The 26,770-nt window shown below is 35.1% G+C and carries 23 protein-coding genes and 1 pseudogene; 16 read left to right on the top strand and 8 right to left on the bottom strand.

Going from position 1 to position 26,770, the window contains the following annotated elements:
- The first annotated feature begins 49 nt into the window (after nt 1-49).
- The 4 genes from NKR74_RS22745 (at nt 50) to NKR74_RS22730 (ending at nt 5,858) form a co-directional block, all read left to right on the top strand.
- On the top strand, nt 50-1,291 hold the full coding sequence (locus NKR74_RS22745) for a glycosyltransferase family 4 protein (protein WP_253630931.1): 1,242 nt from the start codon (nt 50-52) through the stop codon (nt 1,289-1,291).
- Nucleotides 1,242-2,540 carry a glycosyltransferase gene (locus tag NKR74_RS22740; protein WP_253630930.1) on the top strand — a complete coding sequence of 433 codons (1,299 nt, stop codon included), beginning with the start codon at nt 1,242-1,244 and terminating at the stop codon, nt 2,538-2,540. Before NKR74_RS22745 ends, NKR74_RS22740 begins: the two co-directional genes overlap by 50 nt.
- An 86-nt stretch (nt 2,541-2,626) precedes the next feature.
- A complete protein-coding gene (locus NKR74_RS22735; RefSeq protein WP_253630929.1) occupies nt 2,627-3,097 on the top strand; it encodes a hypothetical protein in 471 nt (156 codons plus the stop codon).
- Between the two features lies 1 nt (nt 3,098).
- Nucleotides 3,099-5,858 (top strand): glycosyltransferase, encoded by a 2,760-nt coding sequence (locus NKR74_RS22730; protein ID WP_253630928.1) that lies wholly within the window; start codon nt 3,099-3,101, stop codon nt 5,856-5,858.
- Between the two features lie 306 nt (nt 5,859-6,164).
- Here the strand turns inward: NKR74_RS22730 and NKR74_RS22725 are convergent.
- The 3 genes from NKR74_RS22725 to NKR74_RS22715 form a co-directional block, all read right to left on the bottom strand.
- A protein-coding gene (locus tag NKR74_RS22725) for an IS3 family transposase (protein ID WP_253630927.1) occupies nt 6,165-7,531 on the bottom strand; the annotation gives its coding sequence in 2 pieces (ribosomal slippage) (nt 6,165-7,069 and nt 7,069-7,531; 1,368 coding nt in all).
- Nucleotides 7,532-7,620: 89 nt separating this feature from the next.
- On the bottom strand, nt 7,621-8,619 hold the full coding sequence (locus NKR74_RS22720; RefSeq protein WP_253630926.1) for a YqiA/YcfP family alpha/beta fold hydrolase: 999 nt from the start codon (nt 8,617-8,619) through the stop codon (nt 7,621-7,623).
- 608 nt (nt 8,620-9,227) lie between these two features.
- Nucleotides 9,228-10,058 (bottom strand): glycosyl transferase family 2, encoded by an 831-nt coding sequence (locus tag NKR74_RS22715; RefSeq protein ID WP_253630925.1) that lies wholly within the window; start codon nt 10,056-10,058, stop codon nt 9,228-9,230.
- Between the two features lie 219 nt (nt 10,059-10,277).
- On the opposite strand from NKR74_RS22715, the gene NKR74_RS22710 reads away from it, so the two are divergent.
- Genes NKR74_RS22710 through tagH form a run of 3 tightly spaced genes read left to right on the top strand, consistent with a single transcriptional unit; the run spans nt 10,278 to nt 14,023 of the window.
- On the top strand, nt 10,278-11,561 hold the full coding sequence (locus tag NKR74_RS22710) for a nucleotide sugar dehydrogenase (RefSeq protein WP_253630924.1): 1,284 nt from the start codon (nt 10,278-10,280) through the stop codon (nt 11,559-11,561).
- Entirely contained in the window at nt 11,558-12,364 is an 807-nt protein-coding gene (locus NKR74_RS22705; protein WP_253630923.1) for an ABC transporter permease, read from the top strand. Before NKR74_RS22710 ends, NKR74_RS22705 begins: the two co-directional genes overlap by 4 nt.
- A 15-nt stretch (nt 12,365-12,379) precedes the next feature.
- Nucleotides 12,380-14,023, top strand: coding sequence for a teichoic acids export ABC transporter ATP-binding subunit TagH (gene tagH, locus NKR74_RS22700; protein WP_253630922.1), 1,644 nt, complete (start codon nt 12,380-12,382; stop codon nt 14,021-14,023).
- A gap of 108 nt (nt 14,024-14,131) precedes the next feature.
- Here tagH and NKR74_RS22695 read toward each other — a convergent pair whose 3' ends face one another.
- Nucleotides 14,132-14,590, bottom strand: a complete 459-nt coding sequence (locus tag NKR74_RS22695) for an SRPBCC family protein (protein WP_253630921.1) — start codon at nt 14,588-14,590, stop codon at nt 14,132-14,134.
- Between the two features lie 476 nt (nt 14,591-15,066).
- Between NKR74_RS22695 and NKR74_RS22690 the strand changes: the two genes are divergently transcribed.
- The 6 genes from NKR74_RS22690 to NKR74_RS22665 all read left to right on the top strand — a co-directional run bounded on the left by NKR74_RS22690 (nt 15,067) and on the right by NKR74_RS22665 (nt 21,091).
- Nucleotides 15,067-15,267 (top strand): hypothetical protein, encoded by a 201-nt coding sequence (locus NKR74_RS22690; RefSeq protein ID WP_253630920.1) that lies wholly within the window; start codon nt 15,067-15,069, stop codon nt 15,265-15,267.
- Nucleotides 15,268-16,111: 844 nt separating this feature from the next.
- The gene (locus NKR74_RS22685) at nt 16,112-17,299 is read left to right on the top strand and encodes an efflux RND transporter periplasmic adaptor subunit (RefSeq protein WP_253630919.1); all 1,188 of its coding nucleotides are present in this window, start codon (nt 16,112-16,114) and stop codon (nt 17,297-17,299) included.
- Entirely contained in the window at nt 17,296-17,976 is a 681-nt protein-coding gene (locus tag NKR74_RS22680) for an ABC transporter ATP-binding protein (protein WP_253630918.1), read from the top strand. The genes NKR74_RS22685 and NKR74_RS22680 overlap by 4 nt, the downstream gene beginning before the upstream one ends.
- Nucleotides 17,973-19,172: an ABC transporter permease gene (locus tag NKR74_RS22675; protein WP_253630917.1), complete on the top strand. Its 1,200-nt coding sequence runs from the start codon at nt 17,973-17,975 to the stop codon at nt 19,170-19,172. The genes NKR74_RS22680 and NKR74_RS22675 overlap by 4 nt, the downstream gene beginning before the upstream one ends.
- 271 nt (nt 19,173-19,443) lie before the next feature.
- Nucleotides 19,444-20,118 (top strand): YknW family membrane protein, encoded by a 675-nt coding sequence (gene yknW / locus NKR74_RS22670; RefSeq protein ID WP_253630916.1) that lies wholly within the window; start codon nt 19,444-19,446, stop codon nt 20,116-20,118.
- Between the two features lie 496 nt (nt 20,119-20,614).
- Nucleotides 20,615-21,091 carry a sigma-70 family RNA polymerase sigma factor gene (locus tag NKR74_RS22665; protein WP_253630915.1) on the top strand — a complete coding sequence of 159 codons (477 nt, stop codon included), beginning with the start codon at nt 20,615-20,617 and terminating at the stop codon, nt 21,089-21,091.
- A gap of 97 nt (nt 21,092-21,188) precedes the next feature.
- Here NKR74_RS22665 and NKR74_RS22660 read toward each other — a convergent pair whose 3' ends face one another.
- Entirely contained in the window at nt 21,189-21,671 is a 483-nt protein-coding gene (locus NKR74_RS22660) for a competence protein ComK (protein ID WP_253630914.1), read from the bottom strand.
- 192 nt (nt 21,672-21,863) lie between these two features.
- On the opposite strand from NKR74_RS22660, the gene NKR74_RS22655 reads away from it, so the two are divergent.
- Nucleotides 21,864-22,253 carry a DUF4359 domain-containing protein gene (locus NKR74_RS22655; protein ID WP_253630913.1) on the top strand — a complete coding sequence of 130 codons (390 nt, stop codon included), beginning with the start codon at nt 21,864-21,866 and terminating at the stop codon, nt 22,251-22,253.
- 22 nt (nt 22,254-22,275) lie between these two features.
- Here NKR74_RS22655 and NKR74_RS22650 read toward each other — a convergent pair whose 3' ends face one another.
- Nucleotides 22,276-22,491, bottom strand: a complete 216-nt coding sequence (locus NKR74_RS22650) for a DUF2922 domain-containing protein (RefSeq protein WP_253630912.1) — start codon at nt 22,489-22,491, stop codon at nt 22,276-22,278.
- 148 nt (nt 22,492-22,639) lie between these two features.
- Complete coding sequence (locus NKR74_RS22645; RefSeq protein WP_098310955.1) at nt 22,640-22,864, bottom strand: DUF1659 domain-containing protein; 225 nt, start codon at nt 22,862-22,864, stop codon at nt 22,640-22,642.
- A gap of 111 nt (nt 22,865-22,975) precedes the next feature.
- On the opposite strand from NKR74_RS22645, the gene NKR74_RS22640 reads away from it, so the two are divergent.
- On the top strand, nt 22,976-23,461 hold the full coding sequence (locus NKR74_RS22640; protein WP_253630911.1) for a VanZ family protein: 486 nt from the start codon (nt 22,976-22,978) through the stop codon (nt 23,459-23,461).
- A gap of 376 nt (nt 23,462-23,837) precedes the next feature.
- Entirely contained in the window at nt 23,838-25,226 is a 1,389-nt protein-coding gene (gabP, locus tag NKR74_RS22635; protein WP_253630910.1) for a GABA permease, read from the top strand.
- A 97-nt stretch (nt 25,227-25,323) separates the two neighbouring features.
- Here gabP and NKR74_RS22630 read toward each other — a convergent pair.
- Nucleotides 25,324-26,643: pseudogene (locus NKR74_RS22630) on the bottom strand (DEAD/DEAH box helicase); the annotation flags it as partial.
- Between the last annotated feature and the right edge of the window lie 127 nt (nt 26,644-26,770).

Below are 26,770 nucleotides of genomic sequence, written 5' to 3'. Positions count from 1 at the left end.
AATATTAGTATGATTGCTAACATTATAAGTGGGTGGAGATTATTTCAATATGAAAAAAATTTTAATGATTACACAAAATTTTTATCCAGAAATCGGTAGTGCTGCGAACAGGATGAAAAATATATACTTAGAATTGAAAAAAAAAGGGTATGAGATAACGGTATTAACTTCAGACCCTAGTTATCCAAATCGTAACTTATATAATGATGAAAGTTATTGGTGTGATGAAACGATAGAGCAGGATACAGTACGTATCCACCCTAGGACGCGGAAATATACAAGAAACCTTTTTCGAAGGCTAATGTTGTACATAGAGGTTGTCCTTAGGCTCATTCTGGCAATAGGTAAAGATAAAGCCAAATATGACTATGTATTTGTTTCTACGCCATCAATTTTTGTTGCTGTGGCAGGTATGTTTGCTAAGAAAAAAATGAAAGCAAAGTTGATTTTAGATGTGCGAGATCTATGGCCGGAATCTTTAATAGGGGTAGGTTTTTTTAATAAAAGATGGATATTAAAAGTTGCTTATAAATTTGAATACAGGATGTATCATACGGCTGATCAAATTCTTATTAACAGTGAAGGCTTTTTCTCCTATATTACTTCTAAAGGTATTGATCCTAAGCGCATTTCTTTTATGCCTAATTCACTAACAGAAAAAGAATTATCTGTGATTCCAGTAGAAAATACTGATGACAAATTAACCATTATTTATACAGGTAATATTGGATTAGCGCAAGATATTACAAAATTAATTTCAGTGGCAGAGTATTTACAAGACTACAAAAATATTACATTTAAAATTATTGGATATGGTTATAAAAAAAATGCTGTCTACGACATGATGAAAATGAAAAACCTCGCTAATATTCAATTCCTTAAGCCGAAAAACCGGGAAGACACACTTGCTGAAGTTGCCTCTGCAGATATAACGTATGTGAGTTTAGTGGAGGAAGATGTCTTCAAAAAAGTTCTTCCAGGAAAAGTAATTGATTATATGAGTGTGAAAAAACCGATTGTTGCTGATGTTGATGGGTATGCAAAAGAAGTGATCGGAGAAGCAAACTGTGGATTTGTTGCTGAAAATCGAACGGTTTCTGAGCTAGGAGACTACATTATAAAATTGGCATCTGATAAACAACTACGGAAGCAACTAGGAGAGAATGGATACCAATATGCGTTTCGAACATTACGTTGGAAAACGAATATTGAAACTTTAGTGCAAATACTGGAGGAAAAAGATGTTACAAAAGAAAGTTTGCATGTTTGTATGGAATCATTTCACAAATGATGCGCGTGTATTAAGAGAATGTACAGCTTTGGCGGAATCTGGATATGAGGTGGATTTAATTTGTATCCATGATTGGAAGCAAGAGAATCTTCCTATGTGGGAACAGCGTCAAGAAGGTTTTACGGTAACTCGTGTGAAAAATAGAGTTCCAGTATTACAGAAAGTATTTGGATTGGCCAAACGTGTCAAAAGGATAGCGATGAAAAATATTGCTACAATTGCTACATTTGGCCTCTTCGTAATGTTAGGAATTTGGAAGTTTCCTATAGTGACAGTTAGTTTACTATTATTAGCTTTTTTACTTTCGCAGAGAAAGGTGACCACTTTATTTGTAAGAGGGGCAATTTTGTTTAGAATGATCCGAGCTGGTTTAAAAAAGAAATATGATATCTACCACTCGAACGATTTAAATACGTTACCACAAGGATTTATATGTGCGAAAATATTGAGAAGAAAAAAGCTAATTTATGACTCCCATGAAGTACAGACGAGCAGGACAGGATATAACAGTAATATTTATGGGATTATGGAGAAGTTTTTTATTAAATTTTGTGATGTCATGATTATGGAAAATCATACAAGAGCAAAGTATACAGAAGAGTTATATGGGTTTTATCCAAAAGTAATTCATAACTATCCATTTGTTTCGCGCCCTGAATTGAGTAAGTCAATAGATTTACATGGATTGTTAAATATTTCACGAAATGAACCAATTCTTCTATATCAAGGCGGGGTTCAAATTGGGCGTGGTCTTGATAAATTGGTACAGGCAGTTCCTCTATTTAAACGGGGAGTTGTAGTGTTTATTGGAGATGGACGTATTAAACCGGAGTTACAGCAAATGGTACAAGATATGAAATTAGAAGATCGAGTAAAGTTTTTACCGAAAGTACCAGTGCAGGACTTAATCCATTATACAAAAAATGCCTATTTAGGATTTCAAGTATTAAATAATGTTTGTTTTAATCATTATTCTGCTTCTTCCAATAAGTTATTTGAATATATGATGAGTGGTGTACCTGTAGTTGCTTGCAGTTTCCCTGAAATTCAAGGTGTAGTTGAAAAAGAAAATATAGGGGTTTGTGTCGATTCTCATGATCCGGCATCAATTGCGGAAGGTGTGAACTATTTACTAGATCACCCTGAGGAAAGGGAAAGGATGAAAGTGAATTGTTTTCAATCTCGTAATAAATATAATTGGAATGTAGAAAAGGAACAATTTTTAAAAGTATACCAAGAAGTGATATAAACTTAATTAAGTATGTGTAGTAATTAATATTTTATATAAATAACATTATGTGACTAGCTGTTACAAATTGAAGAGGTGATACTTAAATGAAGAAACCTTTAGATCGAATTTCAGAAGCATATTTTGATGACGAGAAATTAAATACTTATCATCAAGTGTTAACAGTGCAAAAAGAAGCGACAATTCTAGCTCAAAAAGAGCATATGAAAACAAAAAAGTTACTTCTTGCATCCTATGAAAAAGAAGAAAAATTGCTTAAAAGTTTTGAAAAACTATTAGTAGATTATGAAAAAGTAAAAGCTGAAAACAAAGAGTTAAAAAATAAGTTTATGGAGCAAAAAGAAGTTACCATTCAAACGCAAAAATTAAAATTGAATGTAGAAGAAAAATTGCTTCAATCTTATGAAAAAGAAGAACTCCTGCTTAAGAATCATTCTGGGCTGTTACAGAAATATGAGCAGCTACAAAGAAGATACAATGCATTAAGTAAATCTAAACTTGGAAAATTTACATTATCATATTGGAAATGGAAAAAAGAAAAGCTTGGAGGGAAATAAGTTGGATATTAAATCAATTAAACAACGACTTAATACGATACAAAAATTAAAAGATAGTCTTCACAAAGATATGGAAATTCAGAAGCAAATAATCGAAGCTGAGCAACAAGAACTACGTGCATTAAAGAAGGGTGCTTCTATTGAAAAGATTCAAGGCAAAATTTCTGTTAAGCTAGCACCGGTTTCTAAACCAGTACAGCAAAAGGTTGCGCCTCAAAATACAATGACAGATGAGGAGAAAAAGGCTTATATTCAGTATAGAGATAAAAATTGTGATAAAAACTTTTTCCAAGAAGTAAAGGCAATGTTGGAGAAAATTCCTGAAAGTAATGGAAGTAAGTTTTATTCTAAAATGAATGTTAATATAGGTATTATTGCAGATGAGTTTTTATTTAACTCTTTTAATGGTATGGCTAATTTTACTTATATTACTAGGGAAAACTATAAAAAATATGCAAATGATTTAGATGTATTTTTTGTAGCAACGACTTGGAAGGGATTAAATCTAGAGTGGAAAGGTTTAGGAAATCCTAACATTCGAAAGCATAGACAAGATCTGTTTAAAATTATTGATCTTTATAAGTCTAAAGGAATTAAAGTGGTATTCTATTCAAAAGAAGACCCTGTTAACTATGAGTATTTCATTGAGATTGCAAAGAAATGTGATTATATCTTCACTACTGCTGAGGAAGTAGTAGCAGATTATAAGAGGGATTGCAAGAACGATCGAGTAGATGTATTAAGCTTTGGTATTAATCCGCTTTATCATAATCCTGTGGGAATTAAGAAACTTCCAAAACGTAAAGAAGTATTGTTTGCAGGGTCATGGTATGAAAAGTATCCGGATAGAAAAGTAGATACAAAAATGTTATTTGATGGTGCGATTGAAGCGGGTGAAGGTCTTAAAATCATTGACCGTAACTTTGAGTTAAATCTAGTTCCACACCTTTTCCCAAAAGAGTATGTTAAATATATTTCACCATCTTTAGATCATGGAAACTTACAAAAACTACATAAGCTATACGATTGGTCTATGAACTTAAATTCAGTAAAATATAGCCCGACAATGTTTGCAAATCGTGTATATGAGTTACAGGCACTAGGTAATATCTTATTATCAAACTATAGTACGGCGATTAATAATAAATTTCCAAATGTGTTCTTAGTTCACGACAAAAATGAAGTTAAGGATATTTTACATGGGTTTACCGAAGAAGAGAAATATAGACACCAAGTTTATGGTATTCGTACAGTAATGTCTAATGAAACAACAATTCATCGTTTAGAGCAACTTTTCGAAACAATTGGTCTCCCTTATGAGAAAATCACGAAAAAGGTGGCAGTAGTTGTAAAAAGTGCCACAAGTCGTGTAAGAACGATGTTCGAACAACAAACATATCCGTATAAAGAGTTAATTTTAGAAAAGAACTTTACTGATAAAGTAAAGCAACAGTATGATATGATTACATTTTTTGATGAGAATAAAGAATATGATGAATTTTATTTAGAAGACATGATTAATGGATTCAAATATACAAATTCTGATTATGTTACTAAAGATGCGTATTATGAAGGAAAGAAACTTATTGCAGGAATTGAACATGACTACGTAACAATCATGAATGATAAGTATCGAACTATATTCTGGAGTGAATCCTTCACAGCAGAAAGACTGTTAGAGATGAATGGAAAAGTGGAACTACCGAATGGTTATAGTATTGATCATTTTGAGTTCAATAACGAAAAGCAAAAAGTAAGTAAACAAAAGAATAATAAAAAGTATAAACTTTCTGTAATTGTTCCTTCATATAATAATGGAGCACATCTATTAAATAAATGTTTTAATAGTTTAAAACGTAGTAGTTTATTTAAAGATATGGAAATTATTATTGTAGACGATGGTTCTACAGATGGTTATACTCCAACAATTGGAAGATATTTAGAGAAACAGTATGATAATGTTAAAACATTTTTCTTTAACGACGGTGGAAGCGGAAGTGCATCAAGACCTAGAAATAAGGGGTTTGAGTTGTCGACAGCACCATACATTACATATCTTGATCCTGATAATGAGGCAATTAATGATGGATATGCTAAATTGTATGAAGAAATTAAAACAGAACAATATGACTTTGTAGTTGGAAATATGCCACGTATTGCAAATGATGTATTGAATTTTGATTACTATAAGACAGTTATGCACTTTAATAAGAGTGATGTAATTCAAGGTGATATGAAACAGTACTTAATTAATACACAATTTAAGGCGATGAGTATTCAGGCGTTGGTTATGAAGCGGGAATTAATTGCGGATAATTCCTTAAAGATGGTAGAAGGAGCTGCTGGAGAAGATACATTATTCTTCCAAGAACTTTTACTACATTCTAAGAAGGTAAAAGCAATTAACCTAGGCATTCATATTTACTATGCAGCTGTTTCGGGATCGACAGTAAATAGTATTTCTAAAAGATTCTTTGAAAAATATTTGATTTTAGAAAAAGATCGAATCAAAACATTTAAAGAACAAGGACTGCTAGACGGGTATTTAGAGAAACGCTTTGAATACTTCTTCAAAAATTGGTATTTAGAGAAATTGAAGAAGGTAAGCAAAGAAGAAGCTTTAGATTCTGTGGAAATTTTAACGGAAATTTTTGACCTTTATAAAGATGAAGTTCAACTAGTAGAACCAGAGCTGATTCGTTTTGCAGAGCTTTGTAAGAAGAAAGATTATGAAGAAATAGTGAAAGAATATATAGCGTAGGCTTATTAAATGGGGGTATAAGTGTGAGAGCTTGTACCCTATTTATAATGATCTCTGAGAGTAAGGAACTGGATTTCAGTTAATATTTTGGGCACAAACAAAGTAAGGTTAGGCTACTTAGTCACCTGCTGCTGAAGAAATAACAATTTGAAAGTAATTAACATGCAGACGGAATTTTTTGATAATTATTTTAGGTTGATAATATGTGGAAATTATTTATATCACAAATAATTTTGATATACCTATATGTGAGGTAATACAAAGCCGAATCTTATTGAAATGAACCCAAAAAGTTAGACAGAAAAATTAAGCGGCTGATTGGATATGAGTCCGGTATTGTACTGGACTCATTCCATTTAACTTTACTTTAATTCTTTTGTGGTTGTAATAATGAATATAATTCTCTAATTCTATCTTAAAATGTTCCATACTTTCAAATTCTTTAAGGTAGAGTAATTCAGATTTTAATAAGCCAAAGAAGTTTTCTATGACTGCATTGTCCAAACAGTTTCCCTTACGGGACATACTTTGGATAACCTTATATTTTTTTAGTGATTGCTGGTATTTTTTCATTTGATAATGCCATCCTTGATCTGAATGAAGAATAGGAGTTTCTCCATTATTTAAGCATTTAAAAGCTTTATTAAGCATTTTTAATACAAGAGAATATACAGGTTTATGTTCTATATTGTAAGCTATAATCTCCCCGTTATATAAGTCTAAAACTGGAGAAAGATATAGCTTTTTACCATGTAGGTGGAATTCAGTAACGTCTGTTACCCACTTTTCATTAGGTTTTGATGCATTAAATTTACGCTTCAAAATATTTGGTTCGAATTTTCCTACTTCTCCTCGATATGAACGGTATTTTTTTATGCGAACAAGACATTTTAATCCGATGACATTCATTAGACGACGAACTGTCTTATGGTTTAATAAATACCCACGGTTACGCAATTCTAACGTGATACGACGATAACCATATCTACCATGATTTTCCTCGTAAATCTCTTTAATCAAACCTTTAATCTTCTCATATTTATCCGGACGTCCCATTTGTTTAATCGAGTAATAGTATGTACTACGAGCGATACCAGCGATTTTCACAAGATCGATGATTTTGTATTTGTGCCTTAATTCATAAATTGCTTGTGCTCTGTTTTGATCTGTGATTTTTCCTTTTTCTGAACTAAGGCATTTAACTTTTTTAAATAATCATTTTCCATACGTAAACGTTCATTTTCTGCCTGTAGAGCTTCTATTGATCCTTCAACTAACACTTGATCTTGTTTTGGTTGTATCTTAGCTTTTTTATTTTTCATAGTTGGACGTCCCTTCCTTTTTGAACGTAGGGCATCCACACCATTTGAATCATAAGCTATTTTCCATTTGCGAAGTGTTTCATAAGATGGAATATTAAAAATCGCCGCTGTTTCTCTAATAGATGTCCCTTGTTTATCCATATAATTAAGCACATCTAGTTTATATTGAAGTGAATAAGTTGTATAGCGCTTTTCAAAAGCTTTTTCCCCAAAAGCCTCATATTGTTTAATCCACTGATAAAGTACACTGTAATGAATCCCTAGAGATTTAGCAATTATTTTCCCACCATCTACCCCATCAAAATATCGTTTTACTATTTGTAGTTTTTCTTTAGAAGAAAACTTACCCATAAAAAAGTGCACCCCAATTGTTAATTGTGTCTAACAATTGGGGTGCACATCATTATGAGTCGGCTTTGTATACTTTATTTTCAAATAAGCTATACTACACTATTCTCTTTTATTGTGATAGGTTCGCTTATCATAGATACCTTCATATCTTTGTCATTTAGTGCAAAAGCTTTCACTTGATATATTCCTTCTTTCTCAAAACTAAATGTAAAGGTATTATCTGCCGAATAATCTTTGAAATCAATTCTGTTTTTATTGTGAAAAAGGTACCATGCAATTTTATTATCTTTAGAATCTGTCTCGACAACAAATGTTTGTGTAGCACCTATTGTATATTCACCTGTTAGAGATTCTAATGAACAAATAGTTGGATATCCTAGTAACTTAGTAATTTTTTTCTTCAATATCGGCGGGAAGAATACACCGACATCGCTATGTTTATTATAATTACCTAAATCAAGTGTATAATCAATGCCTCTTTGTTCAAGAAGTTTTACTAATGGTTGAACATGAACAGGATAATGAGGTTCTCCAGCCCCCATATGAATAAAGATGCTTGGTCTATTCTCTGTCTCATTAATCAAATTTTGTAAAATACTATTTAGGTATTCAAAGTCCTCTTGCTCAGCTCCACCGGAGATAAATGTAGCTATATCACTACAATTTGTTTGTTTCATTAAATATGTTCCTAAGAAAAACTGAGGAGAAGCGGCAATAACATGGTTAAAACCGTATTTTAGTCCATAATACAATGCCGCGTATCCACCTTTACTAGAACCGCAAGTAACTACATTTGTAATACCATTCTCTTCAATTATGTGATTGATTAAAGAAATTACGGATCTCTCAATAGCATAATCACGATTTTTGCAAAGGTAATAACTAGCTCTACAACCAAAGTCATCTAAAATAAATAACTTATTACAATCAAAGTCGCTTAGAGTTCGTCCGTAATTATAAGTTGGTGGGTGACCAATAGGCGGTATCCCTGAAAATACAATAACAAGATTCTCAGTTTTTTTATATGATTTTTGAAACAGATACTGTATATTTACTTCGGAATTAAAAATTTTTTCATTTTTAAACATTAAACATAAATCCCCCTTATTTTTGGATAGTTTCTCAGTTTATGTAATATTGTATATTTGTATTTATTGATATGAGTAACAAACAGGTTTCAATTAACTTTGTACGATTGTATCATTTCTTTGAATTTCGTTAAATTGATTCATAAAATTTTCGTAATAAGCCTTATTTGAATCTATTTTATACCATTCTTAAAAAATATATCAAAAATTCGAAATAAGCAACAATATATAAAGGATAAAAGTTAAAATTGGTAACATCAATAGGAGTTTCTGTCGGTGTAGCTTTTGAAGTGAATCTATATATTAAAGTAATTATATTTAAAATGGAGAATCGTGAATTTGAGTCAATATTTTAGACACAAAAAAATTAAATCTATGCTACTTCCTTAGCTAGATTCTCTATTGCTTGAGGAGTTTTATACTCGATGGTTTTGGGGAAGGTAGTTACTGTTTTAATTGAAAGGATAACTCCGAGAAGAGCAGAGCGTAAGAAGAAATTAGTTGTTATTGCTTCTAATCTTTAGTCAAAAATTTATAAGTCTATTACAGAATAAGCAAAAAATCCTGCTTCAAGATGAGTACTAGATTGAAGCAGGGAGTTATTTATCCTAAGGTTTAATAGCCTGAATATAGTGTATTGATTTTTCTAAGCTTAAAGGATTATGTCCTTCTTCTTTGTTCGCATAAAATTCTAAGTGTACTTGATTTGAAAAAGCGTTTTCATCAATTTCTTGTAATCCTGCAATGAAAGGTAAAACATGCTGTTGCATGTCATGATCGCATAGAACATTTTGAATATAATGAATTTTTGGGATGTATTGTATTTTTTTATAGAACTCTAAAACATTTAGACGATCAGAGAATCTTTTTATAATTTCTTCCCTTGTTAAATTTGGGTGCACGGATTTAAATAAAAGATTTACATGTGACTGATAGTAGTTTGGAATAATTGTTTGTGGATTATTTACCAAGGATGTAGATCCTTTTACAAAACCAGCCAGTATTAGAGACATAAAACCGCCACCAGAGGTTCCATAGAACAATACTTTGTTCGATTCAATCTCTATCCGTTTCATAATTACTTGAAGGATGGTAGCAATGTTTTGTAAATAGAATTCATTTGCTGTACCAAATCCCCAGCCAAGGTTTATGGGCCCTAAGTATAGTGTAGGATCATTATAAAAAATCATGGAGTCATCAAAATGGTTTGTCCATGAATACCTATGAAAGATAGGTGGTTTCAATTTTTGGGCATTATATGCACCGGAACCGAAAACAAGTAAATTAGGTGTATTGCTTTTTAAATGTATAAAGAATTCATAATTTGTTTGATCCCATTCTACTTTCAATAAAAATGGAGAATCATAGATAAGTTGGAAATCATTTATTTGTTTGTAATTAATATGAATCTTTTTAAGTTCATTAAGCAAGCTACTCATCAACCTTCCTTGTTGGTATATAGAGATATTTAAGGAAGATCCATACAAAAATGATTGTTAAAAATTTGTTGTACGATATCCCGACATAGTATATCATATTTCGAAATAATTCACTATATTTCAGTTTCTGAATAAAAAATATAGGATTTATAGACGAATCTTCCAATTTTTGTTTTAATAATAAATAGGAATTAATGAATTTTTGGAGGGACGCATAAAGTGAAAATTTGTACAATGGGATTAGGTTATATTGGATTACCGACATCAGCGATGTTTGCAAAATATGGAACAGAAGTAGTGGGTGTAGATATCCATTCGAAAGTAGTGAACAAGCTAAATAATGGTGAAATCCATATTGAAGAGCCTGGTCTTGGGGAAGTTGTAAAAGAAGTAGTTGCCAATGGGAAATTCCGTGCATCTTTAACACCGGAAGAAGCAGATGCGTTTATTATTTCTGTTCCAACACCAAATCACAATGATGAGCATAAGTCTTGTGATTTAACACATGTTTTAACTGCGACAAAACAAGTACTTCCATTTGTAAAGAAAGGAAATGTTATTATCGTAGAATCTACAATCGCACCGCGTAGTATGGATGACTATGTAAAACCGTTAGTGGAAGAAGCTGGGTTTATTGTTGGAGAAGATGTGTATCTTGTTCATTGTCCAGAACGTGTTCTTCCAGGACAAATTTTACATGAACTAGTGTATAACAACCGTATTGTTGGTGGAGTTACTCCTGCGTGTGCGGAAGCTGGTGCTCGTGTATATGGTGTATTTGTACAAGGTGAAATCATTAAAACAGATGCAAAAACAGCGGAAATGTCGAAGCTTATGGAAAATACATTCCGTGACGTGAATATTGCGCTTGCAAATGAGTTAACAAAAGTTTGTAACGCTTTAGAAATTAACGTATTAGATGTAATCGAAATGGCGAACAAACATCCACGTGTAAACTTACATTATCCAGGTCCAGGAGTAGGCGGACATTGCTTAGCGGTTGATCCTTACTTTATCGTTGCCAAAGCACCTGAATTAGCAAATATTATTAACCTTTCTCGTGAAACAAACGTTTCGATGCCACACTATGTGACTGAAAAAGTAAAAGAATTACTTGCAGGTGTCGAAAATCCTAAAGTAGCAGCATTTGGTGTTACATATAAAGGAAACGTGGATGATATGCGTGAGAGTCCAGCAATGGATGTAATTGACTTAATTCGTAATGAGGGAATTACAGTTTCAGCACATGATCCGCATGTAGAGTCTGATTTCTTTACATTACATTCTGCAGAAGAAGCTGTTAAGGATGCACATTTAATCCTTGTATTAACAGATCATGACGAATTTAAAACAATGAACTATGAAGAATTAGCACCGCATATGGCGAATGCTGTTGTTCTTGATACTCGTAATTGTGTACAAGCTGTTTCGACTGATGCAATGAAAATCATTAATTTTGGAACTTTATATGAAGCGTTAGGTGAGAAAGCGGTTACGGTATGAACGCCCTAAAAACTATCATTAAAGAACACTTTGAAAGTTTCTATTTAATTCGTAGATTATCTCATTATGAATTAAAACAAGCATATGCAGGTAACTTCTTGGGGATTTTATGGGTGTTTTTAAACCCATTTACACAAATTGGTGTATATTGGTTAGTATTTGGATTAGGGATTCGAGGAGGAGCGCCAGTAAATGGCGTTCCTTACTTTGTATGGCTTGTTTGTGGATTGATACCATGGTTTTTTATTAGTGCATCAATTTTACAAGGATCTAATTCTATTTATGCTCGTTTAAATACAGTTTCAAAAATGAATTTCCCATTAAGTATTGTTCCAACATATGTTGTTATATCACAATTGTATACTCATTGTATATTAGTTGTATTCATGTTAATCATCTCTTTCATTAACCAAGGTTGGCATACGATTAATATCTTTGCCCTATTATATGGGATGTTTTCTGTTACAATATTTTTAGTTGCATTAGGGTTTATTACATCTACATTATCGACAATGCTACGGGATATTCATTTGCTAATTCAAACTGCTACACGTATGTTATTCTTCTTGACGCCGGTATTTTGGGAACCGAAGGAAAACATGCCGCAAGCGTTTCTATTTCTTGTTAAGATAAATCCGTTTTACTATATACTAGAAATATATAGAGATGCGGTGGCATATGGTCAAAGTTCTATTATTTTCTCAGGGTATACACTATATTTCTGGGGAATGGTAATTGTCCTTTTTGTCATTGGTTCTATGCTTCATATTAAATTCCGTAAGCAGTTTGTTGACTACTTATAAAAGGTGAATGATTCAATGAATTATACAGTAAAGTTTCAAAAGGTTACAAAAAAATATAAAATGTATAACAAGCCATCTGATAAGCTAAAAGATTTGTTTCGAAAGCAGGAGGATGGAGAATTCCATTACGCTTTAAGCAATGTTTCTTTTGAGGTGCCCAGGGGAGAAATCGTCGGAATTGTAGGTTTGAACGGATCTGGGAAAAGTACGTTATCAAATTTAATTGCCGGCGTTACAATGCCTAATAAAGGGAAAATTGATATAAAAGGATCTGCTTCATTAATCGCTATTTCCTCAGGATTAAATGGTCAATTAACAGGGATTGAAAATATTCAATTAAAGGGTTTAATGATGGGGTTAACGAAAGAAAAAATTAAAGAAATTACTCCGAAGGTCATTGAATTTGCTGATATCGGGAAGTTTATAAATCAACCTGTTAAAACATATTCGAGTGGTATGAAAGCGCGATTGGGATTTGCGATTTCGGTAAACATTGATCCTGATATTTTAGTCATTGATGAAGCTTTATCTGTTGGTGATCAAACATTTACGGATAAGTGTTTAAAAAAGATGAATGAATTTAAAGAAAGAGGAAAAACGATCTTTTTTATTAGTCATTCTCTTAGCCAAGTAAATAGTTTTTGTACAAAAGCAATTTGGTTATATTATGGACAAGTAAGAGAATATGGAGATGTAAAGGAAGTAGTTGCGAATTATGGTGCATTTCTTAAAGAATATAATCAAATGTCTCTAGAAGAGCGAAAGAAGCTACAAGAGGAACAAATCGGGAAATTTCAACATGGTCTATTACAAGAGTACACAGCCGAAACTAAAAAGAGCCCTCGTAATTCCCAAAGCCACCGTCGTAAAGGGAAAAAAAGAAGAGGTGTAATCACAGGAATTTGTCTAGCTATTATAGCAGGGGGTATTGCGGCAGGAGTTTATTATAAAGATTTACTTCCGTTTAAAAAAGATAATGAGCATGCAGAAAAAGTAGTTCAAAGTAAGAATGTTACTGAAACAAAAGAAGCAAAAGAAGCGAAGGAAGAGAAATATATAGTAAATAGCAATGACATTAGTGTTCGCAAAGAAGCAAATACAAGCAGTGAACGCTTGTTTGTAGTAAACTTTGGGGACATATTCACTATATCTGATCGTAAAAAGGATACGGAAACTGGTATCGAGTGGTTACAAATTACCTTACCAAGTGGTGAAGCTGGGTGGATAAGCTCACAATATTTCGTGCCATTCACGCCAAGTAATAGTGTGCTGGAGGATACAAAATTAGATGATGTAACCTCTTTGTTAAGTAGTGTGTATGGGGCTAAATTCGTGAGTGCTCCTACTTATATTGGAAAGACATTAAACGAACTAAAAACCACATATCCTAATGCATTAACTTCGCCACAAAATGTAGCAGGTAAAACAGTTGTTAAAGATGGTAATATTCAATTTGGTGTTTTACAAGATAAAGTAGTAGAAGTTGTATTCCAAGATATTTCAATGTCTACTGCTAAATTGCATCAATTACTTGGTAAAGAAAGTATAAGTAATGATTCAGAAAATAACTATTTCTATGAAACAAAAAGTTATTATATCGCAGCTCGTTCCGATCCAACACATAAGGAAATCCAATCATTATCGATTGTGAAGAAATAATTGTATTTGTATATTCTTAGAGATTTATCTTGTTATTAAAGATAAATCTCTTTTTTTATTCATTTTCTATTTTTCATACCTGTGTAATTAAGGAAGAGTTCGAAATCATCATGTGTGAATGTGTGATAATTGCTTCACTAATTTACTAGCAATTGCCTTGGAAAGTTGCTTCGTCATTTTTGATATGAATGGTTTCATAGCGCCATTAAAGATGAGAGCACCCTTCCCATTTGCACGCATTTCTAACTCACTGGTTATTCGTGTTTTCGATGGGGTAATTGCTTCAGCACGAAAGACACCGCTACCAAGTAATTTTTTTGTTGATGAAGCTATAGTAAAACGCACTGTATCATGTTCTTTCCATTCGATGATTTCAACGTCCAAGTTAATATTGCCTTTGACTACGCCTAAATCGCCATGTAGACACCAAACTGAATGACGATCATCTATTATTCTGTGTTTTACATAACCAGAAACAAGCGGTGCCCAATTGTTCATATCACTAACGAAATTCCAAACATAATCTAGTGGTACATCTAATTCTATTATGTAATTTCCTTTTGCCATCAGTTACTTCCTCTCTGAACAATGTTATTTTTGTAGATTTTCTAGAGTGACAATAATTTGATGTTTTATCCAAATTCTAACATAACATGTATAGTCTTAACGATTAAATAAATGAAGGAGATTGTTCTCAAATCTTTCATTCACTTTCTTTTTATGTGCTAAAAATATATATCACATATAAGGTATATGTTATTTTATGTATATTATTTAATAAATAAATAGTTGAGAAGAGAGGGTACCGTCAATATTTTTGTGTATATGTATAAAAATGTGTAAATGAGAGCACATTGTTTTTGAAGTTGTTTTTTATACATTATAATCGAGTTGGATTTGTTTGGTATAAAAATGATTTGTAATAAATACGTAAAGTTTCAAGTAAGAATATATAGAAGTTCACAGAAAATTCATCACAAAAACACAACTTTTTAAAAAGGAAGCTTTAATATAAATCCATAAATATAAAATAGAGAAAAGAGATGATTAATGTGAAGCTATTTGAAGTTTTACATGATTATGAGAATGGAAAATTTAAAGATGGCGATATGTTTTTGTATCAAAATAATCCGAATATGATTGCAATGTTTAAATCAGGCAGTTTTATTTGGTGTGACGATCGGGTAGCTGTTAGTTGTAAAGAAATTTCAAGAGACATTTGGGTATATAAAGAAGCACGATAAACTTTTTGTGAAACAGGTTTGATTTTATAAATGCGCGGTGAGGACTTTGGGCGCGTATATCAAAGGGTAATGAAGCCTGATGAATTCAAAGTATGTAAATTTGTGAGAGAGAATTTACTAGATGCGATGGTAATTATATCGAAAAAATGTCCTATGTGGCAATAAAGAAACGTTTGTTTATACGATAAAAAAAGGGTGCTTCGTTAAAAGAAGCACCCTTTTCTATAAATCTATTACATTAATGTACCGTTTGCACCAAGTTTATAACCACCAACCGTTATATTCGCAGCCGCGACGCTTACAAATTTTCATAGCCTTCGCGAAGCATAGCAATGTCTGCATCATCATTCCACGGGTCTTGCTGATCCAAGCGGTGTTCCACCTGTTAGCCAGTACGAAATTTGATGTGCCTCGCAAATATTATGAAGTGCTGAGTGTGTTTTAACGGATCTTTTTTAACTGCATCTAAGACAATTCCCTCCATTTTTCGAAATATATATTTCGAAAACATCCAATTTGTATACAGATTTATCCACTTTTTGTATCTAACATTAACCTATCCCTAAATAAGAAGTAGGTATTCATTTGATCGTTGCTTCTTAATCAAACGTTTGTTTAAGAAAACCAGAAAGGAAGTGTAGGGAAGACTGATGGAAGTTTCGCTTTATATATGATTGTGATAGAATTGAAAAATTCAAAATATTACATTACTTTTTACGATCAATAATAGAAATGTCAAACTATGTAATATAAATGCGAGAAATATCAGATGTCTGTTGAGATTTTTTGGAAAAATTTATATAATTTTATTATATAAATAATTCTAAATAGAAGGAGATAAAAAATGTTACCAGAAACCGTTCATACCCCGAATAAAAAGAAAAAGTGGATTGTGGTAGGAATTATTGCTCTTATTGTCATCGTTGCTGCTATTAATATTTTTATCATGAAAAATAAGGGGCTACACAAAAAAGTAAACGTGAATTTTGTAGAAGTAACAGAACGTCAGCTGAATAATACAAAGTTAGTTTCTGGTCAAGTGAAACCAGGGAATATTGAAAGCTTCTATGCGGATATGACAAAAGGAAAAGTGAAAGATATTGCTGTAAAAGAAGGGCAAGAAGTGAAAAAAGGGGACAAGCTGTTCTCGTATGATAATGAAGAAATTAATTTGCAAATGCAGCAAGCAGAAATTGATCAAGAAATGGCTTCTATGCGCTATGATCAAGGACAGAAAAAGATAGATTCATTGGAACAAGATATTAAAAAAGCGAAAGATAGCGGAGTAGGGAAAGAAGCACTTGAACCGTTAGAATCGCAATTAAGTGACCTCGAAATGACACAAAAAGCAGCAACTCTTGAAAAAGAAAAAGGAAATCTCCACATCGAAGAGTTGAAGAAAAAACAAGGTGAACTTACGGTTTACAGTAATTTTGCCGGTGTTGTACAAAAGCTTGATAAAGATGCAACGCAAGGTTCCACGCAAGCAATGGGTGGCCAAGGAAAGCCATTTTTACAAATCGCCTCTAAAGATCCGTTCCAAGTTCAAGGAACATTAACGGAGTTACAAAAATCACAAATTCAAAAAGATCAAACTGTTACAGTGACAGCAAAAGCAGCACCAAAGAAAAAATGGACTGGAAAAATTACAGAAGTAAGTGAATATCCAACAAGTGCTGACGTTAATACACAAGCTATGACAGGCGCAGAAGCAGGACAAAATATGTCTTATTATACATATAAAGCAACGCTCGACTCACAAGATGGATTATCACCGGGATATCATGTATCACTGCAAGTGAATTTAGAGAATAGGAAAATGATTGCAGTTCCTCGTAAAAGTATCGTAGAGGAAAAAGATGATGCATTTGTGTATGTAGAAGATAAAGGAAAGCTTCGCAAGCAAATGGTGAAGAAAGGTGCAAGTGACGGAGATTGGGTGGAAGTGCTTGAAGGCGTAACAGTAGGACAAAAGGTGGTTGAAAATCCTTCCGATAAAGTGTTTGACGGAATGGAAGTGAAGGGAAAATGATTACCTTAAACAATATTGATAAAACGTATTATCAAGGGAGCTTAGCTGTGCCCATTTTACATGATATTAGTTTGAAGATTGATAGCGGTGAGTTCGTTTCTATTATGGGACCGTCTGGATCGGGGAAATCGACGCTTATGAATATTATCGGTTGTCTCGATCGTCCAACAGAAGGCGAATATATGTTGAATGACGTGAATATTTTAACAGCAGACGAGTCAAAGTTGGCACTCATTCGAAATGAATATATCGGCTTTGTGTTTCAGCATTTTAATTTATTGCCTCGTCTTTCGGCGGTGGAAAATGTGGAGCTGCCGCTTATTTATGGCGGTATAAAGAAAGCAGAGCGCCGTCAAAGAGCATTAGAGGCTTTAGAAAAAGTTGGATTAGCAGATCGCGTGCATCACTTGCCAAATGAATTATCAGGCGGGCAAAAGCAGCGTGTGGCGATTGCGCGTGCAATTGCAAACAATCCAACGTTTATTATGGCCGATGAACCAACAGGTGCGCTCGATACGAAATCCGGTGAGCAAGTTATGAATATTTTCACTCAGCTTAATAAAGAAGGTACAACAATTGTCATGGTTACACATGAAGAGGAAGTTGCTGCGTATTCGTCTCGCCGCATTGTGCTCAGAGACGGAAGAATTACAGAAGATAGAAGGTGGGCCGTATGAGTTTACTAGATAGTATGAAAATTGCACTTTCTTCTATTCTAGCTCATAAATTACGCTCGGCATTGACGATGCTGGGTATTATTATCGGTGTTGGTTCTATTATTACTGTCGTTGCTATCGGACAAGGCGGGGAAGCGATGTTGAAGTCGCAATTTGTAGGTGCAGGTAATAATGTCATTCCAATTCAGTTTCAGTCGGATATCAATGATCCATTTGCAGTAGGAATGGGAGAACGCCCTGAATTAACAGACGAAGATATTTTGGAACTGAAACAAGTGCCAGAAATTTCTCATGTTGTTACGACAAATTCGAGTATGGAGCCGCTCGATATTAATGATAAAAAAGATATGACAAATATTATCGGGCTGGACAGTGAATATTTTGCGGTAAATAAAATCAAATTGATTGAAGGCCGCTCTTTAAATGAAGGTGACGTTGAGCATGGCAATAACGTTGCGATGATTAGTACGAAAGCAAAGGATATGTTTTATCCGAAAGAAAATCCTGTTGGGGAAATTATCGAGTTAAAGGGCCAGCCATTGCAAATTATCGGGGTGTATAAATCCGATAATGAATTTATGGGCATGGGGATGTCGGAAATGTTAATTCCTATTTCCCTTTGGCCAACGTTATATGGAAAAAATGAAATTCAAAATATTGCGGTGCAAGCAAAAAATGTGGATCAGCTACAAGAAGCAGGGAAAAAAGCAATTGGCGTTTTAAACGACCGAAAATCAAATGATATTCCAGGTAAGTATGAAGTTGTCGATCTTGAGAAAATGAAAGAAAGCATCTCGAAAGTAACAAGTATTATGACGATGATTATCGGTGGTATTGCTGGTATTTCTTTAGTCGTTGGCGGTATTGGCGTTATGAATATTATGCTCGTATCTGTTACAGAGCGTACGCGTGAAATTGGTGTTCGTAAAGCGCTCGGTGCAACGCGCGGAAAAATCTTGCTTCAATTCTTAATCGAGGCAGTGATGTTAACGCTTCTTGGCGGTCTTATCGGAATCGGTCTTGGCTATGGTGGCGCTTATATTGTCTCTGCCTTTGCGAAATGGCCACCGCTTGTTTCGTGGCAAGTTGTACTTGGCGGTGTCCTATTCTCAATGACACTTGGTATTATTTTCGGATTAATTCCGGCAAACAAAGCAGCGAAGCTCGATCCAATCGAAGCGCTGCGCTATGAATAACAGAAGGTTTTTGTATATTTCTTTATAAAGTGAAACTTCCATCAGTGAGGGAGGCTTTATCCCTCACTGATGGTTAGTTGAACCAATCGGGCATTTACGGGCAGTTATCCCCCACCCATCTTCTTTGCTTTTCTCTGAATCTTGAGGTGGGGGTCTTACTGCCCGTTAATACGGGATAACACCCAGTTCTTGTGGGTGGTTAATCTCTATTTATAAAAGTAGGGATTACCCACCCGTTAGAACGGGTATCAAATAAAAGGAGGTTTTACATATGGAATCGAACGTAAACACGCAGAAGGTAAGTGGAGAGAAGCCCTCATTATTTGGAATGATTACCTCGCCTAGTTTGCAGTTTGAGAGAATGAAAAGTAATGCACCGGTGTGGGGCGCGTTTTTCTTAATGGCTGTATTAGGCGGCCTTATCGGGGCTACGGCTACATATTTATATTCTATAGACCCTGCAGTTGTCGCAAAAAATAAAGAGCTTGGTTTTGAAATGCCTATAGCAATCGCATTAGGCACTGGATTTGTAATGGCATTTATTAGCGTTATAGTTACATTCTTTATTGGTGCAGCTCTGTATAAAGTATTAATGATGTTTATGAGCAATGATACGTCTTATAAGAAGTTATTAGCAATTACTGTTTATTCTAGTATTATTACAGTTATTGGTGGCATTATTAATATGGGATTAGCATGGATTCTTGGCGGAAATGGTCAAGAATTGTATACAGGATTAGGGCCGGTATTTGCTTCTACTGGCGGCGTTGTACATGGCATTGCAAAATCATTTGAAGTTTTCGCAATTTGGGGATTGGTGGTAACAGGATTAGGACTGCACATTACAGCAGGCCTAAGCAAGAAACAAGCGACAATCCTTGTTGTTATTTTCTTTATTTTATCAATGGCATTTGGAGCAGTTGGTGGTTTATTCCCAAAAGCATAATATAAGATCATATTTATAGAAACGGCTCATATAGAGCCGTTTTTTTGTCGTACGTTGGCGAAGTATCTTTATCCCGCATTAACGGGCAGTAAAGGCTGGAGAAGAGCGGGGAAGAAAACTGCCCGTAAAAGTAACGGGCAGTAAAGGCTGGAGAAGAGCGGGGAAGAAAACTGCCCGTAAAAGCCCGATTGGTAAGAGCTTTCCATCGGTGAGAAAAGCATCACTGATGGAAGTTTCACTTTATATTGTGTCGAAGCGCCCATATATTTTAAATTGCGTTCGGTATATTGAAAAAAGCGCCGATATATTGCCGCTGAAGATAAATTTGCTATCAAATTTTATATAAGACTAGTAAATTTTCAAATATTGCATAGGTAAATTTGAAATTTTGCTTATCTATCATGAAATGCAGTGCGGTGAAGGCTGTACTGTTTTTTTATAAGGTAAAGGTACCGCGGAATAACAAAGAGGCATGCCTTTTAGAAATGGGCTGAACATGAAGCCAGTTACCTTTGCAGAAACAGTAGCACTGTATGAGGGGATGATTAGAAATCAAATGAGGAAGCTTTGTATTTACCGAGATTATGAAGAGTATTATCAATGCGGACTCATTGCGCTTTGGCGGGCGTATGACAGATACGATGAGGAGAAGGGAAGTTTTCCGGCATATGCGCTTGTAACGGTGCGCGGTTACTTGCTAGCGCAGTTAAAGAAGGAGCGCCGTTTGCAAGACCGGGAAGTTTGCACGGAGAAAAATATATTAGAAAATGTAGGCGGTGAGGAGAAGTACGCAGAAGCTTTCGAATATATGAGTATGCTAGGGGCGAAAGAAAGGTTTGTTCTGCTAGAGCATTTCTACGGGGGAAAGAAGATGCATGAGATTGCAACTGAGCTAGGCATGACTTATCATCAAGTGCGCTGGATATATCGGCAAGCACTGAAAGAAATGCGGGTGTACGCAGCAAAAAAATGAACGAAAGTGAAACTTCCATCAGTGGGGATCTTACTGTCCACGAATAGCGGGATAAAAAGGAGGCAACATATGAGGTTGTCTCCTTTTGCTATATGTATTAACTTTTGTCATGGTATCGATCTAGAAGATTGAGCTTCGCTAAAATATGGCCAGCTCTTATCCATTGATGTTCCATTTGGTAGAAACTGATCGGGAAAATTTGTGCCTTACCGTTACGGAAATGTATTTTTGTGTGCCGGGAATCATGACGTTCAACTTTTTCTATATAAGCGTAAAATATCCAGGAGCAGGGCCAAGATGAAGGTGACTTTGTAGGGATGGCGCAAATGTAGTGCTGATGATCGATAGGGATTGGAATGTTTTGTTTAAAATGACAGCATTTTTGAATGGCTAATCGTTTTCCTTCATAGGTAGAGTAGTTTCTCAGAAGACAACTTTCCTGAATGAGCTGTAATGGTGTTTTTGCTGAGAAGAAGGTTCCTCGTGTGTCCAAAATTTTTGTCTGGTAAAATGAATGAGCGTACGGTTCCAGTGACATTGTATGAGCTGAAATTTCATACCGATCAGCTAATTCAGTCAATGTAAAAACCTCCTTATATATTGTTATTATGAATTATATTTTCAATTATAAAACTAGAATATAAAAATAATTTAAAATATTTGTAAATCTATGTTAAATATTGGGTTTGTAAGAGGTTTCTATCATTCATGTTGTCTAATTTGCAATGAAATTTCATATAGATGAAAATAGAATAGATAGGCGGTGAAAAATATGAAATGGAAATATGTGCTCCTCGCTTTGGCTCTAGTGCTTTTCGTATATTTAGCTAATAGTAATCCGAGCAAAGGAGAATATACGGACTGGGCAGCGAAGCAGTTGATGACGCGCAATGATATTCATAAGAAATTAACGGAAGTAGAGAAAGAAGACCAAGAAGGACTTTTTGGTGAGTTAGCTACAATGGGGAAGAAACTAGCGAAGAAATATGTAGAGCCGCAAGTGGGCGTACTGATTGATCACTATACGAAGCGTAATGATTATATTTTCTTTTCGACATATACAACAGAGTTTACGATAGGGAAAGAAAACTATAAATATGTTTCAGTTGGTATTTCAAATATCTTTATACCAATTGAAATGCCAAAAAAGAAAGAGGAGTAGCCGCACTCCTCTTTCTTTTTTGCTATGCGTTGATGTTTACTTCAGAAATAGTCTTTTCGACGATCCTTGCTCCTTTTTTACGCGCAGATTGCCCAAGTGCGAGAAAAATATCAGAGGATACAATTGTATCCATGACACTAGTTACGGTTTGTTCGTTTACAGGTGTAATCGGATTCTCGATAGAAAAAGTTGTCGTTTTACCGTCTTCTTTTAAGAAAACGAGTTCTAGTACTTCCATCTGTTATAACCTCCTTTTGTTATCCCGCTATTCGCGGGCAGTAAAAGCTGGAGATGAGCGGGGAAGAAAACTGCCCGTAAAAGCCCGATTGGTGAGAGCTTTCCATCAGTGGGGGATGAAGAAAACCCCCACTGATGGAAGTTTCACTTTATTGATTAGATACGTCGGTTGTGCTGACAAGTTGAACTGCATCAAGCTTATGCTGCTGTAAAGATGCAATTGCAGTTGCGACTTCGTGCACTTTGTTTAAGTCTGCATTTGTTTTTACATTTTTAAATTGTTTGTTTTTCATGATGGCTTTACCGTTTTTGTCTGTACCGCCGTTTAGGACAAGACGTAAGCTCATATCAGATACAATCGTTTGAATTGCCATGTTTTTCACCTCCTTTTCGTCATATATATAGGAGGTAAGGTCATACTTTTGGCGTGAATTTTTTTCTTTTTTTTGGTACGCTTGAAAGAAATAGGACAAGGAGTTTCAAATATGAATCGTAAGTGGTTATTCTGGATCCCCGTTTTATTATGGATAGGAGTCATTTTTTATTCTTCATCTCAGCCGTATACGAAGCAAGATATGCGTTCGGATATCACAAAACATGTGAATGATGAGTGGGTGAAAGAACATTTCTCATGGGTATCCATTGATTATGGAGGCGGCACACCTGTTAGCATTGCCAACAAAGGGGTAGGCGGTTTTATCGAATTTTTTGTTCGTAAAGGTGCTCATTTTACTGTGTTTGGTATTCTTGGTGCACTGTTGTATATCGCATTATTTCAATATGGCTTTAGGAGAAAGGAAGCTTTCCAGCTGGCGCTGCTTCTCGTCGCTGCCTATGCGGGAATAGATGAAATTCATCAATCCTTTACGGGTGACCGTACACCGATGTGGCAAGATTCTGTATTAGATACGTGCGGTGGTTTCACGGGGATTTTAATAAGCAGTTTCTATTGGAAAAGAAAAAGGAGCTAAATCCTTCCCCTTTAGGTAGACAGTAAAAAAGAGTCCATCTGGTATGATGGGCTCTTTTCTATTGTTTATCTAGGGGGATTTTTTATTTTCAATTACTGACCCGTTGGACTTTTTATAGGGGATAGCACGCTAATATTTTGGCCAGCTGACGATAGTAATCTGTCCAAATAGGATTAAGGTCCGGTACCCAAAAGAATATAAGTCACAATTGACTTGATTAATGCTAATATGACTTAATTTTACACTTTGAAAATACGAAAAATGTCGAAACGATAATGATAGGATGCAGTAGTTGTAAGGTATTCTAAATTTACTGAAAATTGGCATAAAAATTGCATCAAGTAAGTTGAATAAGTATTTGGGGGCGATAAAAATAATGGAGCAACAGCAGAACAAACTACAGAAGCAGCTAAAATCAAGGCATGTAACAATGATTTCTCTTGGCGGAATTATCGGGGCAGGGTTATTTGTAGGTAGTGGAGCGGTTATACACGAAACAGGCCCTGGTGCTATTCTCTCTTATGCAATAGCAGGTTTGCTTATCGTTTTACTCATGCGTATGCTTGGGGAGATGGCAGTCGTGAATCCAGACAGCGGTTCTTTTTCCATCTACGCACGACAAGCGATTGGACCATGGGCAGGTTATACCATTGGATGGTTATATTGGTTTTTCTGGGTGATTGTTATTGCTATCGAGGCGACAGCAGGAGGAGCGATTGTTCATGGTTGGATTCCTTCTATGCCGATTTGGTTAGTAAGTTTAATTTTAACCCTTTTGCTAACGCTTACAAACATTTACTCCGTTAAATCGTTTGGTGAATTTGAATATTGGTTTTCGATGATTAAAATTGTGGCAATAATTGCATTCATATGTATCGGGATAGCGATTATTTTTGGCTTTATCCCAGGAGTTGAATCACCAGGGCTGTCTAATCTTACAGAACACGGAGGATTTATGCCGAAGGGATTTGGTTCCGTTTTTGTTGGTATTATTACTGTTATTTTCTCATTTTTTGGTGCGGAGATTGCAGCAATTGCAGCCGGAGAATCATCTAATCCGGAAAAATCAGTAGTTGTAGCAATCAATAGTGTTGTTTGGCGTATTCTACTCTTTTTTATTGGTTCAGTGAGTGTACTGGTTATTCTTCTCCCTTGGAATTCCGCTGAGTCGCTTGAAAGTCCGTATGTAACAATGCTTAATATGATTGGTATTCCAGCTGCCGCTCAAATTATGAATGTCGTCGTTCTAGTCGCAGTTCTTTCTTGTTTAAATTCAGCTCTATATACGAACTCTCGTATGCTGTTTTCTCTTGCTCAAAATGGGAATGCGCCACGTGCACTTTTAAAAGTAAGTAAGAATGGTGTACCCGTAAGAGCGGTTTTAGCAAGTACATTTTTTGCCTACATCTGTTCTATTTTTAATTTTGTGTCTCCGGATAAATTATTTCTCTTTTTAGTGAATGCGTCTGGAGCTATTGCGTTACTTGTTTATCTTGCTATTGCTGTTTCGCATTTGCGTATGCGAAGAAAGTTGGAAAAAGAAAATCCAGAAGCAATGAAGCTAAAAATGTGGCTATTTCCTTACTTAACATACGTAACGATTATTGCTATGGTCGTTATTCTGATTGCCATGGCATTCATTGATTCTATGCGTTCACAGTTTTTCTTAACCATGATGATTACTATTCTGGTTATTATTTCTTATTTTGTATCTAAACGTAAAACTGCTCATAGTTCTATAGATGAAGAGAAAAATGTTATCTAACGTTCAAAATCAGGAGCGATTCTAAGAAAAACTTCACGGCCTCTCCCAGGTAGAATATTGGGAGAGGCCGTGGTATATATACTTTTTTTATTATTTTCTAATTGACGGATACACCTAGTAATTCTTTCAGCTCGTTTGTTGACAGCTCTGTGATCCAATTTTCACTTGTAATAATCGCATTATTGAGCGATTGTTTCCGCTCTAGCATTTCATCAATTTTTTCCTCAAGTGTTCCTGTTGTAATGAGTTTATGCACATGAACAAACCGCTTTTGACCGATTCGATAAGCACGGTCTGTTGCCTGATTTTCAACGGCAGGGTTCCACCAGCGGTCGTAATGAATAACATGGTTGGCTGCAGTTAAGTTCAGGCCCGTTCCTCCTGCTTTTAAAGAGAGAAGGAAAATACCGTGTTGTCCGCTTTGGAACTGCTCAATCATTTTATCGCGTTCTTTCTTCGGTACACTGCCGTTTAAGAAGATGACGCGCTCTCCAAAATGTTCTTCTAACAATGTTTGCAGCATATTCCCCATTCGAATATATTGCGTGAAAATTAAACAGCTTTCTTGCTGGTCGCGTATGTTTTCCACGAGTTCTAATAATGTTTCTGTTTTCATAGAACGCTCAATTAAGTTTGCTGGTGTGTCTTCTTTTAAATAGAGAGCAGGATGATTACAAATTTGTTTTAGTTTATTTAGCATGAGCAAAATAAATCCGCGGCGCTCAATCCCCGTTAATCCTTCTACATTCTTTAATGTATCTTGAACGAGTTGTTCATAGAGCGATGCTTGCTCTGCCGTTAACGGGCAGTATGCTTTTTGCTCTTGTTTATCTGGTAAGTTCAAGGCAACTGTCTTATCTTGCTTCGTACGGCGCAGTAAGAATGGTGCGATTAAACGTTGCACTTGCTGAATCTTTTTCTCATCGCGATCTTTTTCAATTGGTGAAACGAAGCGACGCTGGAACTGCGGCAAACTGCCAAGATAGCCGTGATTCAGAAAATCAAAAATAGACCATAGTTCTGATAGACGATTTTCCATCGGTGTTCCTGTTAAAGCGATTTTATGATTTGCTTGTAAATTCCGAACCGCACGCGATTGCTTTGTATGCGGGTTTTTTATATTTTGCGCTTCGTCGAGAATAATCGCATCCCACAGCTGTGTGTTTAGCTCTTCTTCATCAAGCTGTGCTAGCGCATAGGATGTAAGAATCACATCGGCATCTTGCAGGAAGACAGGCAAGTCTTCTCCCTTTGCCCGGTTGCCGCCGTAATGGAGCTTTACTTGTAAGCTCGGTGCAAAACGCTCAAATTCTTTTTGCCAGTTACCGAGGACTGATGTAGGCGCTACAATAAGCGCTGGCCCTGTTTTTAGGCTGTGTTCTTTTGTGTATAGTAAGTAAGTAATGGTTTGAATGCTTTATGACGATAGGTAAGTATTTGATACGATCTCCAACTTTTCCCCCGTCCCACACCGTGCATGCACCTTTCAATGCACACGGCGTTCCATCGATAGTGTTCTACTCACAGGTAGTTTTCTCTACATG

The organism is Bacillus sp. 3103sda1 (assembly GCF_024159135.1).
GTDB lineage: Bacteria > Bacillota > Bacilli > Bacillales > Bacillaceae_G > Bacillus_A > Bacillus_A rhizoplanae.
Note: the sequence above shows the minus strand (reverse complement) of the source record. Positions and strands in the feature narration are given on the sequence as shown.

Bases quoted from the DNA above. Each gene is read 5' to 3' on its own strand.
- NKR74_RS22705 (WP_253630923.1), top strand. From the start codon at position 11,558: ATGAACGCCCTAAAAACTATCATTAAAGAACACTTTGAAAGTTTCTAT.
- NKR74_RS22745 (WP_253630931.1), top strand. From the start codon at position 50: ATGAAAAAAATTTTAATGATTACACAAAATTTTTATCCAGAAATCGGT.
- NKR74_RS22720 (WP_253630926.1), bottom strand. From the start codon at position 8,619: ATGTTTAAAAATGAAAAAATTTTTAATTCCGAAGTAAATATACAGTAT.
- NKR74_RS22695 (WP_253630921.1), bottom strand. From the start codon at position 14,590: ATGGCAAAAGGAAATTACATAATAGAATTAGATGTACCACTAGATTAT.
- NKR74_RS22685 (WP_253630919.1), top strand. From the start codon at position 16,112: ATGTTACCAGAAACCGTTCATACCCCGAATAAAAAGAAAAAGTGGATT.
- NKR74_RS22650 (WP_253630912.1), bottom strand. From the start codon at position 22,491: ATGGAAGTACTAGAACTCGTTTTCTTAAAAGAAGACGGTAAAACGACA.
- NKR74_RS22665 (WP_253630915.1), top strand. From the start codon at position 20,615: ATGAAGCCAGTTACCTTTGCAGAAACAGTAGCACTGTATGAGGGGATG.
- tagH (WP_253630922.1), top strand. From the start codon at position 12,380: ATGAATTATACAGTAAAGTTTCAAAAGGTTACAAAAAAATATAAAATG.
- NKR74_RS22740 (WP_253630930.1), top strand. From the start codon at position 1,242: ATGTTACAAAAGAAAGTTTGCATGTTTGTATGGAATCATTTCACAAAT.
- NKR74_RS22655 (WP_253630913.1), top strand. From the start codon at position 21,864: ATGAAATGGAAATATGTGCTCCTCGCTTTGGCTCTAGTGCTTTTCGTA.
- NKR74_RS22735 (WP_253630929.1), top strand. From the start codon at position 2,627: ATGAAGAAACCTTTAGATCGAATTTCAGAAGCATATTTTGATGACGAG.
- gabP (WP_253630910.1), top strand. From the start codon at position 23,838: ATGGAGCAACAGCAGAACAAACTACAGAAGCAGCTAAAATCAAGGCAT.
- NKR74_RS22715 (WP_253630925.1), bottom strand. From the start codon at position 10,058: ATGAGTAGCTTGCTTAATGAACTTAAAAAGATTCATATTAATTACAAA.
- NKR74_RS22675 (WP_253630917.1), top strand. From the start codon at position 17,973: ATGAGTTTACTAGATAGTATGAAAATTGCACTTTCTTCTATTCTAGCT.
- NKR74_RS22645 (WP_098310955.1), bottom strand. From the start codon at position 22,864: ATGGCAATTCAAACGATTGTATCTGATATGAGCTTACGTCTTGTCCTA.
- NKR74_RS22690 (WP_253630920.1), top strand. From the start codon at position 15,067: ATGATTAATGTGAAGCTATTTGAAGTTTTACATGATTATGAGAATGGA.
- NKR74_RS22640 (WP_253630911.1), top strand. From the start codon at position 22,976: ATGAATCGTAAGTGGTTATTCTGGATCCCCGTTTTATTATGGATAGGA.
- NKR74_RS22680 (WP_253630918.1), top strand. From the start codon at position 17,296: ATGATTACCTTAAACAATATTGATAAAACGTATTATCAAGGGAGCTTA.
- yknW (WP_253630916.1), top strand. From the start codon at position 19,444: ATGGAATCGAACGTAAACACGCAGAAGGTAAGTGGAGAGAAGCCCTCA.